The following is a 13,465-nucleotide window of genomic DNA, read 5'->3' as shown; positions in this document are numbered from 1 at the left end:
ATTTTAAATTGTCTTTCCTTCAACTCTTATTTAGGTTTTGTGGTTCATTAGATAACTAAGATTCTAAGATAACTAAGCTATCGTTAAGCACTCAGCTTTAGAGTAAAAATACTATTTGTTACATAAAGATACCGTTATTGGTATAAAGATGTTTTTCGCGATAAGCATTGACCTCTAGTGCTAACACCCTCTAATCTAAACACCTGTTTAACTCCAAAATAATAACAACTAATAAACATCATCTTTGAGGTAGTTCAGCATGGCATACGATCAAGACTCTCAACTCAAACTAAACTACTCATCACTGGTCGATCTGATCGAGAAAACCAGCCTGCGTTACGGTGATAAACCCGCCTATGCCTGTCTCGGTAAAACCAGCAGTTTTAACGAGATAGAACGCGATTCTCGTTACTTTGCCGCCTATTTACAAAATAAGACCACACTCAAACCGGGCGATCGCATCGCCATTCAGTTGCCTAATATCACTCAATTTGTCATCGCTGCCTACGGCGCAATCAGGGCTGGGCTTATCTTAGTTAACACTAATCCCCTATATACCGAACGTGAGCTCATCCATCAGTTCAATGATTCTGGTGCCAAAGCGATCGTGGTGTTATCCGATCTATTACCGACCTTAGCCAAAGTCATCGACAGCACCAAAATAGAATACGTCATTTCAACCCACCCTTTAGATTTGATCGATCCGCACGTACAGCCTAAGACAGGCCTGAAGAATGTGGAGTTTTGCCAAATTTTAAAACAAGGCGCAGAACTCCCCTTTAGCCGATTTATCTCAAATCTCGACGACCTCTCGGCGTTGCAATATACGGGCGGCACCACTGGATTATCTAAAGGTGCCATGTTGACCCACGGCAATATGCTCGCTAATGCGGCGCAGGTAAAATCCCGCATCGCGAGCGTGATCACCGAAGGGGAAGATATCTTCGTTGCACCGCTACCGATTTACCATATTTATGCGTTTATGGTGAACTTAGTGCTGTATTTCGAGTGTGGCGGCTGCTCGGTATTAATTCCAAATCCACGGGATATTAGCGGCTTAATTAAGACACTCGCCAAATATCCCTTCACTGGATTTGCGGGACTCAATACTCTGTTTGTCGCCCTATGCCATCAACCCGAGTTTAAAGCACTCGACTTTAGCCATTTAAAAATCACTATCTCGGGCGGCACAGCACTAACGGCCGCGGCGGCCAACATTTGGCAACAGACGACAGGCAACATGATCAGTGAAGGTTATGGGCTATCTGAAACTTCGCCGGTGATTTCACTCAATGCACCCGGTTATCAAAAACTAGGCACTATTGGTAAACCTGTGATTGGCACTGAGGTTAAACTCTTAGATGAAAACGACATTGAAGTGCCCTTAGGTACGGCCGGAGAATTAGCCGCACGCGGCCCACAAGTCATGCGGGGATATTGGAATAATCCGCAGGAAACCGCCAATGCTATGACTCAAGATGGCTTCTTCAAAACTGGGGATATTGCCATAGCAACAGCGGAAGGTTTCCACCAAATAGTTGATCGTAAAAAAGATATGATCATAGTCTCAGGTTTTAATGTCTATCCCAACGAAGTGGAAAACGTCCTAGCGAGCCACCCTAATGTGATCGAATGCGCCGTGGTGGGAGTAAAAGATGAACACTCAGGCGAAGCGGTTAAAGCCTTTATCGTGCTTAAGGATGATAGCCAAGATCATCAACAGGCTAAAGAGGCCATTCTAACCTATTGCCGCGAGCAGTTAACCGCCTATAAATTGCCAAAAGTCATTGAATTTATGGCGCAATTACCTAAAAGTACCGTAGGCAAAATTCTGCGCCGCGAGCTAAAAGATAAAGCTTAGAGACCGCACTTAAAGTGCCGTACTTAAAGACAAAGCTGAGTAACAGAGCTTAGCAACAAAAGCACAATAAAAGACCCAGTGACCGAGCTTAAGTGTTTAAGCTAGCAACTGGGTTTTATTTTACCTAAATGGTCTCATTCAAGGCGCTGGCATTGGCCTCTTCGGTTAACAATTGCAGACTGGCAAATTCACGATATAACGCATTGGATTGCATCAACTCTTGGTGGCGACCGCAGGCAACAATCTCACCCTTATCAAACACAAAAATCCTATCGGCATTGATTACTGTCGATAGACGGTGAGCAATAATCAAAGTCGTTTTACCCGCCATCAATACATCCAGCGCTTGCTTCACTTTCTGCTCGCTCACCGCATCTAAGGCACTGGTCGCTTCATCGAGTAGCAATATCGGTCTGTCGGCTAAAATCGCCCGCGCAATGGCAATACGTTGTTTTTGTCCACCAGAAAGCCGCACGCCACGCTCGCCTAAATAGGTTTGATAACCTTCAGTAAACTCGCTAATAAACTCGTGGGCACGTGCTGCAATACAGGCATCTATCACTTCTTGTTCGGTGGCATCGACTCGACCATAACGCACGTTTTCAAGTACGCTAGTCGCAAAAATCACCGAGTCCTGCGGCACTAGAGCAAACTGCGACCGCAACTCCTGTGGCAGAAGATTGGCAATATCAATACCTTCCAGTCGAATACTGCCAGCGCTAGGCACATAAAAGCGTTGCAACAACTGGAACAAGGTACTTTTACCTGCGCCACTTGGCCCCACTAAGGCGACCCGCTCACCCGCAGCAATGCTCATATTGAGCTGTTTTAGCACTAAGGCATCATGCTCTGGATAGGCAAAATTGAGCCCTTCAATCATTAACTCGCCACTGACCTTGGCGGGCAAACTCACAGGATGAGTTGCAACGGGAATATCCACTTGTGTTTCAGCCAGTTCGATTAAACGTTCGGCGGCGCCAGAAGCCCGCTGAATTTCGCCTATCACTTCGCTAATGGTCGCTACTGCGCCCGCGACCATAACAGCATAAAACATAAAGGCAGATAACTCACCGCCGGTCATCTTAGCCGCCATCACATCGTGGGCACCGACCCAAGTCACCATAGCGATGGCGGCGATACTTAAAAACATCACAGTCGAGATCAGCAAGGCACGATAACGGATACGGCCACTTGCCGCAGACATCACATCTTCGACGCGGCGATTGAACAAGCTACGGTCTTGATCTTCATGCCCATAGGCTTGTACCGTATGAATTTCATGAAGTGTTTCATCAACATAAGCGCCGAGATCCGCAACCCTATCTTGGCTTTCCCGTGCTAACACACGTACTTTGCGACCAAAAAAGATCACCGGCCCTAACACTAAGGGCACCGCCAACAACACCAGCAATGTCATCTTAACGCTAGTGATACCCATCATGACTAAACCACCAAGCACAGTTACGCTAGAGCGCAGCGCCATGGAAAGACTCGAACCCACCACAGTTTGTAGCAAAGTAGAATCGGCGGTAAAACGGGAGATCACTTCACCGGTGCGCACCTTAGCGTAAAAGGCGGGAGAAAGTTTAAGCAGTTGATTGTAAACAGTGAGACGAATATCGGCGCTGACCCGCTCACCAAGCCAAGTCATCAAATAGAAGCGGCAAAACACCGCTGTGCCACTGACGGCGGTAATTCCGAGCACTAACAGTATGATTTCATTCAGCCGCTGCGCATTGTCCCTTACAAAGCCTTCATCGACCATCAAGCGCACACCTTGGCCCAATGATAACCAAGCGAGCGACCCTATAATCAAGCAGATAATCGCCGCGACAACTTTCAGTTTGTAGGGTTTAAGAAAACCCATAATCCAAGGCAATACCGATCTTTGCTGCGCCGAGGTCCATTTAGCCTTTGATGCATCAGCGCTTGTTGTAGGCATGACTGGAATTAACTTTTCGGGCAATGGCTCAGCCCCCGCTTTAATGGGTTCAGATGATTTGGCTAGTTCGGCTGTCGGCTCGGTCACGGGTGGCATCCTTGAGGTAGGTAAGGCAATTCAAATATAACATCAGCATGAATGGGATCATCTGCAGCCGTTAACCGCGCAGCATTACTTAAAGCATATAAGTGAGATGCTACCTCTTGCAGTGGAATTCAAGGGCTGTGTGGTTTTACTCAAAAGAAAAGCATAAAACAAACCCGCAGCGAGTGCGGGTTTGTTTTATTACAATAGCTTGACGCGGCTTAAGCGACTTGCTTGTTTTCCGGCGTTTTTGGCGTGCCGTGGTGGCCATCGCGCTTCCAATCCACATCTAACAACTCTGCGCCGCTCAGGCTAAATGCTTGGCCAAAACCTTTGACGTAAAGACCCTGATGGGGCGCGAGCTTATATAAGTTAAAATCGGTTAACGCCGCAAGGTTATCGGACATTTCGCCAAAACGTGCCGATAACACACCAACACCTTTGCTGAAGGCGGGCGTATCGCGGGGCACTGCCTCGGCAATCGCATCGAAGGTTAAACGCTTGCGGGCAAAAACCGATTTGGCCGCAGTTTCGTCTTCAACTAACATCACAGAGATCTTAGATGAGTGCTTTAAATTATGACCGTGACGGGCTAAGTCACTCACCAAAATATAAAAACCATCATCAGCCAGAGCAAAGGGCGCATAGCTCGCATTCGGCTGGCCATCTGTGCCAATGGTGGCCAGTTGCAAGGTCTCGCGCTGCTGTTTAAAGGCTTCGATTTCGGGTAAGAGTTTGTCTCTTAAACGTTGTTCTTGTTCGGTAATTTCAGGTTTCATTTACTGTTTTCCTTAATACTTTTGTTAATGCTCAATTCAGAGGTGTGATTGCACCGAGGCAAAGGCAGTCGCGAGCGCTTTAAATTGGCGAACTTGCTCAGGAAACAGTGCTCTTTGTTTATCACGGCCTAAATACACTTTGAACACTACCTCACCTTCACTGCCGAAAAAGTTAATCGAATGGCTCTCGCTGCCTCTAAAAGGTCTGCTGATCAAGGCGATACCACTCATGTCATCTAATTTGAGATGACCATGCAAACCGTCCCCCTTGCTGTAGAGGTTGTAATAACCGTGGGCGTATTTTCCCTCGGGGAAATCCCCTTTAAATTCAAATACGCTGCCAGATAACATCACAATAGTGGTTAACTTTCCCCATTTGGGTAAGGCTTGCAGTAAGGTATCGAGCTGAGTTAACGGAACAAACACCACTTGTTCGGGCGGCAGCGCTGCAACCACTTCAAGCTCGGCAATGCCTAATTCACTGGCGAGCTGTGCTGGCATTAAATCAGCTTGTTGTTCAAATCGTTGTCGCAATTGCGCCTGTAGCTCACTTAGCTGACGTTGCTCAGAGCTTAAATCTGGCGCGACATCGAGCTCGGTATCGAGTGTCATCTTCATTTTACTGTCTCCAGCGGTAGTGACTATTGAGTGGCTTAGAACATATATCGCGCCGATAACTTCATATTACGACCCGGTTGATACAAGGTTTGCCACGCTTGTTGATACTTCTCATCACCGATATTTTCGATTGCGAAATCCACTCTCACACCCGCCATCGCGCCCATAGTCGGCTCCCACGCAACATACACATCCCATAGGGTGTAATCGTCGTATTTCGCCACTTTAAAGCCGTCAGGCGTATTCGACTGAGTCGCCACATAAGTGACGCGAGTGCCGAGTTTCATGTCACCTTCCATAATGCCTTGGGATAAATCGACATTGAACTTATTGGCGGGTATACCTTCTATATCATCGCCCGTTTGACGATCTTCGCCATGGGTTTGGCCGTAATTCATCGCTAAGCGAGTTTGGCCAATACGGTAACGACCGCTAATTTCAAAACCTGTTAAACGTGCATCTTCAACGTTATTCCATGAGGTCGTTTGCTCGAATCCAGGAATGCCACGCCAAGGATTAGATACTTGCTGCACGATAAAATCGTCCACATCGTTACGGAAAACGTTAAACGTTAGCGCCAGTTCATCATCACCCGCTAACTCACTGAAACGTAAGTCCGCTTTAATTTCTTTATTGCGCGCAGTCTCTGCTTTTAGATCCGAATTCACCGCGAAGGTGTTACATAAACCTTGGGGTAAAAATCCGGGGATTGGCGGGATGCAATAGTGGGTGCCGCTGGAGAACATTTCCTCTACCGTAGGTGCGCGGAAGGCTTGATCGTAACGGGCACTTAAGGTCAACCAAGGCTGAGTCTGCCACACCAAGCCAAGCGATGGTGATAACTCATTGTCATCTGAGGATAAGTTGAGATTATGGCTGTCATTTTTAAAGCTGTCATAACGCAGACCCGCATCAAGATTTAACGTCTTAGTCAGCTCGATATCCGCACGCGTAAAAGCGCCCCATACTGTGGTTTCGCCATCGATATTCTCTGGACGCTGGCCCACTTGGCCCGAATCATCACGCGTCGTTTCTATGGTATCGCGAAAACCATCGACCCCGTAGGTCAACAGAGTATTGCCTAAACGCGAACTGTTATTAAGGTTAATCCCCACAGTGCGGAACTCAGTACTGTCTTGCTGACCTTTCGTAATACGGTCTTCATCGTAGTCGGTACTGTTCCAATACACTTGCATCTTAGTATCCAGATACGGGTTATTAGCAGGATTGAGACTGTAGTTTAGGGTGAGGTTTTGATCGTCAGTCTTGCGGCGCACCAAAGGCACTGAACTACTCACAGCAGCAGAAGGATTGCTCGGTACTAATTCATTGTTTTTGCTAGCTCTTGCAGATAACTCTAACCGTGATGCCTCGTCGGCTTGCCAACCGAATTTAGCTAAACCACTGCTGCCTTGGGATGCACTGTTGTTTAGAGTTTCGTCATTACCGGTTTTTATATTGTTTGAATCGTAATAGGAACCATTGAGTAACCAATCGATGCTGTCTTGTTGACCATAAATAGCGCCACTGGTTTTAGTGCGGGAGCCATTGGTCTCATAACCTTGTTTGAAATAGCCACCAAAGGTCTCGTCTGGTGCTAAAAAATCTTGTGCCGACTTAGTATTCTGCGCTACGACGCCACCGAGGGCACCACTGCCCCACAAGCTACTGGCAGGGCCGCGCAGCACTTCGATGGATTTGAGCAACTCTGGGTCCATAAAGTAGGTACCTCTGTGACCAGAGCTGGTATTTTGTCTTGCGCCGTCAATTGTTTGCAACACACGATCGCCACTTAAACCACGGATTTCAACCCCTTGAGATGAAGCTCTTGGGCCATTGGTCAACGTAATATTCGCCTCATTTTTAAGGGCATTGGCAACTGATGATGCTTGGGCGACCGTAAGTTGCTCTTCATCCACCACTGCCACGCTACGGCTGGTTTCGGAGGCTTTTTCACTGATGCGTGTTGCACTCACCAATACTTCATCAAATTCAGTCGTGACCAGTTTTTTATTCGCATCCTGTTGAACAACGGGCTTAACACTTTCCTCTGCCGCTAACGTAAAACTTAGGGCCGTACCACTCAGTGCTATCGCCATGGCGATCACTAACGGCTTTTTTTTCATCTCTTCATCCTCAAGTGATATTCAGCTGTTTCCGTACAATTTATTACTGAGCCTAGACTCTCTTTCCAGACGCCAATCCTTTCGAGATTGAGTCTGTTCTAGATTTGGCCCTTTCGAGATTGAGCCTCTTCCAGATCGAGCCCAAGGCAATCAGTACCCATAAAGTAGGATAAATTGTCGGTTTAGCTGCTTTTTTAAGCGCTCATTCGAGCTATTGCAGGCACTCTACCTGAGATAATAAAATAGATCAAATGCAAATCATTATCATTTGTGATCTTGTTTATATTGAGATATCTTAATTAGGAAAATGGCTTTCATTGGAAAAAAGAGGTTGCTGTGACACCAAAACGATATCTTGCCTTTGGCACGTTAACGGTTGCCATCCAGACGGGTGTTATCGCCTCCCAACCCGCTATGACTATGCAGCCAAGCTCCCAAACATCGAGCGTAAATCAAACATCACTCACTCCCAGCGCGAATACTGTCACCCTTAATTTTTCTACCGCAACTAGCGCTACAAGCAACACGAGTGCAGAGCCCATCAAGCAAACAGACACCAAAGTAGCCACTATGAGCAGTACAGTGCAAAAAAACAGTGCTGTGCAAAAAGTATCAACAGCAGAATCTGTCGATAAGGCGGTTATCCCGAAAACTAAAGCTGATCAACGAATTGACAGCCAACTCGCAAAAAAATCTTCAGCAACAAAACCCACTGCTAACAATCATCCGAATACGGACCCTTTAGCTACAAACGCTTTAGAACCAAGTGCTTTAAATTCAAGTGCTTTAAACCCAAGTGCTTTAGCACATAAGCGACTCGAACAAGTTGAACAACAAACAGAACCCAAAACTGCACAAATGGATTTAATCGCTAACGCAGCCGAAGTTGATGCAAAAGCGACCCCAAATGTAGCCAGTGTAACAACTGACAGTGCACAAACTAACATAGTGGAATTAGCAAAACCGCTGTTCGCTGCAGCACCACCGCAACCGACTTATCCAAAGATAGCGCGTAAAAAAGGGCTAGAAGGCACTGCAACCATAGAAGTGATGTTTAACGAACTTGGTGAGCAACTTGCACTGACGTTAGTAAAAAGCTCAGGGTTCAGTCTGTTAGATCAAGCCGCGTTAGATGCAGTTGAAAACTGGCAATTTGCGGCGCCAGCGCAAAGGCTAGCGAGTCATTATAAAGTCAGAGTGCCTATTCGCTTCGCGCTCAACTAACAGGCCCAATGTTGCCACTGAAAAGTTAGCTCGTGGAGAATTAGCTCGTGGAGTGTTAGCCACCGCACAACTAGCGTGATTTTTGTTTTACTAACTTACATATAAAACTTATTTTTCAATCGATTGGAGAGGCTTAATGCCCGTAACTGATTTTTCAACCCTACAGACTCAACTCGGCGTGCTCACTTGGCCCTTGTTGTTATGTGCTTTTTTAGCTTTGATGATCTGCCTTGAACGTAGCGCCTTGTTTTTGCATCAAACTCTGCTGTCAATCTGGCCCCAAAAACAGGCCTGGGTAAAAGCATTGCGTCAATCAAGCTCAGCGGCGACCACTGAAAACGTCAGCGCGCTGCTAGCGCAAACCAGCGCACAGCAAGATTTACTCGCCCGTGGCGCGACCTTGTTACTCAAACAAGTCCACCAGCCAAAAGTGCTAAGGGAAGAATTACTCAGTCTGTGGCTCAATAAGCAACAACGCGACTTGCAAGCCGGACTCAAGGTTTTACAAGTGATTGGCATCATTAGTCCACTACTCGGTTTGCTCGGCACAGTATTGGGACTCATCGAAATGTTTGCCCAACTCGGGCAATCACAAGGCCCCGTCACTCCAGCACAACTCAGTGCTGGACTGGGCCTTGCGATGAACACCACAGCTGCCGGACTCATGATCGCCGTGCCCGCCATTACCGCCGCCCATCTTTTTGGGATCTGGGCTCAAGGCCAATGCCTGCGCGCTGGGCATGTGCTCAATCAACTCAATCTCTGGTTAGCGGGTATCGAAGATATTTCAATTGATGCCAATCATTACCAAGCATTCACCCGAGTCAGTAAAACCAGCGTCGAGCAAAAATTGGCATCCAAGCCCCATTCTCAAATTGAGCCACAGACATGATAAGTGCAGATAAATCATTCTTATCGCAGGCTGGCATTGCTTCGCCTGAGCAACTTCCGAGCCTAGATTTAACCGCGTTAATCGACATTATTTTTATCGTGCTGGTGTTTTTACTACTGACGGCAAATAGCCAATTATTGAGTTTGCCGGTAGATGTGCCACAAAGCCCAAGCTCAGCTATCACGGCAATCGACAACAAACAAACAATTGCCATCAATATCATGGCAACAGCGCCTTATTGGGCTATTGATGGCAAAGAGTTTGATGACTTAGCCACTTTTACCACTGAATTTACTGCACATTTTCAGACTATGCCGAAGGCGACGGTTGTCATTGCCGCCGACAAAGCCGCGCCAGTGGAACCTTTGATGCAACTGCTTGCACTGTTGCAGACGCAGTCCATCAGTCAGACACAAATTTTGATGGAGCATTAGCGTATCCGAACCCGCCATTTAAATGAGAAAGCAAAAGTCTGATATCAAAAAACGGCATCTAAGCCTGTCGCGAACAAGTTGTATTAGGAGTTTAACCATGTTGTTTCAAGCAACTAAAATACCAGTAAAAAAAGGTTCCATTGCTCAACGTTATCAACATAGACGCACATATAACGCATTGAAAAAATTTATTTTTTTCACGTCAGCACTTACGACCTTACTATCCTCAAGCGTTTTTAGCGCTGAACTGAGTGCCGAGCCAGAGATAAGACTCGTGAGTGCGGGTACAGGAGTCACAGAGCTCGTGCTCGCCCTCGACGCAGGCAATGAGCTAGTTGCCATCGACTCCACCAGCTATGTGCCTGAAAGTTTGAGCCATGTGGCTAAGCTTGGTTATCACAGAATGCTCTCCGCCGAAGGCATTATTGCCCTCTCCCCTACGCTGGTTGTCGGTTCAGATGTGATGGGACCTGAAACCACACTAAAGGTATTAAAACAGGCGAATATCCAAGTCGTGCAATTACCCGCAACAAATGATGAACCACAACTGATGAACAATGTGGATACCTTAGGTCACTTACTCAATCGCCAAGAACATGCGGTTAAATTAAAACAAGATTTACATCAACAACTGCAAAGCTTAGCGGGTAAAAAACAACAAGTGCGCGATGCGGGCTCTCAGCCAAAAATTCTCTTCATGCTGTTACAAGAAGGCCGCGGTGCACGGGTTGGCGGTAAAGGCACAGCCGCTGATACTATTATCGAGCTGTCTGGGGCACAAAATATCGCCGAGTTTGATGGCTACAAAAGCATGTCTCAAGAAGGGATTCTGTCCTTGCAGCCCGACATTATTTTGCTGTCAAAGCGTAGCGATAAACCCACAGATCAAACTAATGCACAAATTGCCCAAGAACTGTTGAAAGAGATGCCACTACTCGCCCATACCCCAGCAGGTGAAAACGGCCATATTCAAACACTAGCACCGCAAGCCCTTCTCGGTGGTTTAGGCATCAGTGCCATAAGCGCCGCGGATACGCTCGCTAGCACATTGCTCAAGCAAAACCATTAACAAACGCAGCGATGAGTGCAGTTAGCACTAATTAACCCCAGATAAAAATAGAAAGGATATTTGAGATGTTCCTCAACCGCTGGCTCTGGCCGAGTCTAGTCACACTGTTAGCCCTAAGCGGCTTACTCTCGGTCAGCACTGGCCCCGTTAGCATCAGCTTTATCGACGCCCTAAATGCAGTGTTCAATTGGGCTACCCAGCAAAATATCGGCAATATTGCGCCCCACGAGCAACTGGTAATCAACAATGTGCGCTTACCACGGACATTACTGGCGTTAGCAGTAGGCGCTACGCTCGCACAGTGCGGCGCGGTAATGCAGGGGCTTTTTCGCAATCCCTTAGCGGATCCCGGTATTATCGGAGTGTCATCCGGCGCAGCACTTGGCGCAGCCATCTGTATCGTGCTGCTACCCAACACAAATCCGTTGATGATCCCCATCAGTGCGTTTGCATCGGGATTAGTGACCACCCTTATCGTCTACCGACTCGCCAGCAGCCCAACAGGTACATCGGTCGTATTATTACTTTTGTCGGGTGTTGCCATAGCTGCGCTGGCAGGCGCAGGAATAGGTGTTCTCACATATCTTGCCAACGACATGGCGCTACGTGACTTAACCCTATGGCAAATGGGATCGATTGCAGGTGCGCAGTGGCTATATGTCAGTCTGTGTCTTGTGACCTTAGCACTACTGAGTTGGCGATTTCACCAAGATGCGGCGGCACTCAATGCCTTGCTGCTTGGCGAATCCGAAGCACGCCACTTAGGGATAGATGTCGATAGGCTCAAACTTAGGCTTATTTTGCTTTGCGCCTTAGGGGTTGGCGTAAGTGTAGCTGCAACAGGAATTATCGGCTTTATCGGCCTCGTCGTGCCGCATTTAGTGCGCATGATGTTAGGGCCAGATCATCGCCAACTGCTGCCCATCAGCGCACTTTTAGGTGCAGCCCTATTGGCATTGGCCGATATCGGCGCGCGCGCTTTTTTACCGCCTGCCGAGTTACCCGTTGGACTCGTCACCGCGCTCATCGGTGCGCCTTTCTTCATCTTTTTACTACTGCAACAACGCAGTAAGCTAATCTAAGCGAGTTTTTATGGCTGCAACATCCTTTGTAAATCAACCATCACAATCGGCAACTTATTCAGCCAAGGCGCAATTTGATCGCACCGAGCTCAGCATTTGTCAGCTCGATGTCAGCATCGGCCCAAAAACCGTGCTCAGTGATATTAATGTACAGTTTCAATCGGGTGCAGTAACCGCCCTACTCGGCCCAAATGGTGCGGGTAAATCCACCCTGCTTAAAGCCCTTTGCCAAGAAATTAGCACACCAAGGCAAAGTATACGGTTAGGCCATAGCCAGCTGGCGGATTGGCCTAGGAGCGAGTTGGCAAAATCCTTAGCTGTACTGCCGCAACACGCCAGCCTCACCTTTCCCTTCACTGTGTCAGAAGTCGTAGCAATGGGTTTATATCCCTTAACCATCAGTAAGATAGAAGGTGATACGTTAGTTGCCGAGCAACTGGCGCAAGTGGGCTTAACCCATCTGGCTAAGCGCAGCTATCCAACCCTCTCAGGCGGCGAGAAACAGCGAGTCCAACTCGCCAGAGTCTTGACTCAACTCAGGCAATCGCCGTTTCCGCCCGTACTATTACTGGATGAACCAACATCGGCGTTGGATCTTGCCCAGCAGCACAGAGTACTTGAGTTAGCCCAAAACTTAGCTCACCAACAAGGCTACACTGTAATAGTGGTACTGCATGACTTAAACCAAGCCGCGCGCTATAGCGATCAATTAATTGTGTTAAAACAAGGGCGAATCGTCAGTGAAGGCACGCCATCCGATGCTCTGTCGGTTGATACCATTAGGGAAGTATGGGACTACGAGCCAGTATATATCCCCGCCCCACAGGGTGGACATCCACTGATTTTTTAATGGAAAGAAGATATTCATCTTACATTTTTGAGGTCTAATGTGGGTATAATCGCTGCGTTTACACTTTAGCTATCACCTTTTAGCCACAGCCGCATTAATTTAGGCAGAGCCCAGATGAAACCCACTATCTCGACAGAAACTCAACAAGAAGCACTGGTCGCAGCCAAAGCCACCCAAAAGCCGGGCCAAACCAAAGAGCAAACTAAACTCATTGCCCAAGGGATAGAAAAAGGCATAGCTGAATATAAAAAGCTGCAAAAAGCCAAAGCTCGCGAACGGGATAAAGCACGTAAACAACAGTTGAGAGCAAAATCTCGCACAGTTAATGACACTGATGAACTAGAGGATTCAGACGCATTATTCGAATCTCAACGTCAGTTCACCACCGCGACTTGGATTGCCATAACGCTTTTACTATTAAGTTGGGTAGGGTTTGCCGCATATATCTTTGCAGATTAAAGGCTATGATTTATATATAAAAATTAAAAAATCCATATATCACTT

Annotated in this window: 12 protein-coding genes; 8 read left to right on the top strand and 4 right to left on the bottom strand. The window is 47.2% G+C overall.

All coding sequences use genetic code 11. The features are described 5' to 3' along the window. The first annotated feature begins 259 nt into the window (after positions 1-259). A complete protein-coding gene (locus L5L97_RS15775; protein WP_263148345.1) occupies positions 260-1,861 on the top strand; it encodes an AMP-binding protein in 1,602 nt (533 codons plus the stop codon). Positions 1,862-1,985: 124 nt separating this feature from the next. On the opposite strand, the gene L5L97_RS15770 is transcribed toward L5L97_RS15775, so the two are convergent. The 4 genes from L5L97_RS15770 to L5L97_RS15755 all read right to left on the bottom strand — a co-directional run bounded on the left by L5L97_RS15770 (position 1,986) and on the right by L5L97_RS15755 (position 7,410). Continuing rightward, complete coding sequence (locus tag L5L97_RS15770) at positions 1,986-3,890, bottom strand: ABC transporter transmembrane domain-containing protein (protein WP_263182771.1); 1,905 nt, start codon at positions 3,888-3,890, stop codon at positions 1,986-1,988. A 218-nt stretch (positions 3,891-4,108) separates the two neighbouring features. Then, a complete protein-coding gene (gene hutZ / locus L5L97_RS15765) occupies positions 4,109-4,666 on the bottom strand; it encodes a heme utilization protein HutZ (protein WP_263164215.1) in 558 nt (185 codons plus the stop codon). Positions 4,667-4,702: 36 nt separating this feature from the next. Further along, positions 4,703-5,284, bottom strand: coding sequence for a heme utilization cystosolic carrier protein HutX (gene hutX, locus L5L97_RS15760; RefSeq protein ID WP_263164217.1), 582 nt, complete (start codon positions 5,282-5,284; stop codon positions 4,703-4,705). A 35-nt stretch (positions 5,285-5,319) separates the two neighbouring features. Further along, positions 5,320-7,410 (bottom strand): TonB-dependent hemoglobin/transferrin/lactoferrin family receptor, encoded by a 2,091-nt coding sequence (locus L5L97_RS15755; protein WP_263182770.1) that lies wholly within the window; start codon positions 7,408-7,410, stop codon positions 5,320-5,322. Positions 7,411-7,746: 336 nt separating this feature from the next. Here L5L97_RS15755 and L5L97_RS15750 point away from each other — a divergent pair, with 336 nt between their 5' ends. The 7 genes from L5L97_RS15750 to L5L97_RS15720 all read left to right on the top strand — a co-directional run bounded on the left by L5L97_RS15750 (position 7,747) and on the right by L5L97_RS15720 (position 13,420). Further along, positions 7,747-8,634, top strand: a complete 888-nt coding sequence (locus tag L5L97_RS15750) for an energy transducer TonB (RefSeq protein ID WP_263182769.1) — start codon at positions 7,747-7,749, stop codon at positions 8,632-8,634. A gap of 136 nt (positions 8,635-8,770) precedes the next feature. Continuing rightward, a complete protein-coding gene (locus L5L97_RS15745) occupies positions 8,771-9,526 on the top strand; it encodes a MotA/TolQ/ExbB proton channel family protein (protein ID WP_113939886.1) in 756 nt (251 codons plus the stop codon). Then, on the top strand, positions 9,523-9,960 hold the full coding sequence (locus L5L97_RS15740; protein ID WP_168824988.1) for an ExbD/TolR family protein: 438 nt from the start codon (positions 9,523-9,525) through the stop codon (positions 9,958-9,960). The genes L5L97_RS15745 and L5L97_RS15740 overlap by 4 nt, the downstream gene beginning before the upstream one ends. Positions 9,961-10,057: 97 nt before the next feature. After that, positions 10,058-11,029: a hemin ABC transporter substrate-binding protein gene (locus L5L97_RS15735; protein ID WP_263182768.1), complete on the top strand. Its 972-nt coding sequence runs from the start codon at positions 10,058-10,060 to the stop codon at positions 11,027-11,029. Between the two features lie 65 nt (positions 11,030-11,094). Next, positions 11,095-12,111, top strand: a complete 1,017-nt coding sequence (locus L5L97_RS15730; RefSeq protein ID WP_263182767.1) for a FecCD family ABC transporter permease — start codon at positions 11,095-11,097, stop codon at positions 12,109-12,111. A gap of 10 nt (positions 12,112-12,121) precedes the next feature. Beyond that, a complete protein-coding gene (locus L5L97_RS15725) occupies positions 12,122-12,961 on the top strand; it encodes a heme ABC transporter ATP-binding protein (protein WP_263182766.1) in 840 nt (279 codons plus the stop codon). Between the two features lie 114 nt (positions 12,962-13,075). Further along, positions 13,076-13,420 (top strand): DUF2956 domain-containing protein, encoded by a 345-nt coding sequence (locus tag L5L97_RS15720; protein WP_173246420.1) that lies wholly within the window; start codon positions 13,076-13,078, stop codon positions 13,418-13,420. The last annotated feature ends 45 nt before the right edge of the window (positions 13,421-13,465 follow it).

Source organism: Shewanella sp. SM71 (assembly GCF_025653905.1).
Taxonomy (GTDB): Bacteria; Pseudomonadota; Gammaproteobacteria; order Enterobacterales; family Shewanellaceae; genus Shewanella; species Shewanella oncorhynchi.
This window is presented reverse-complemented; position numbering and strand designations above follow the sequence as displayed.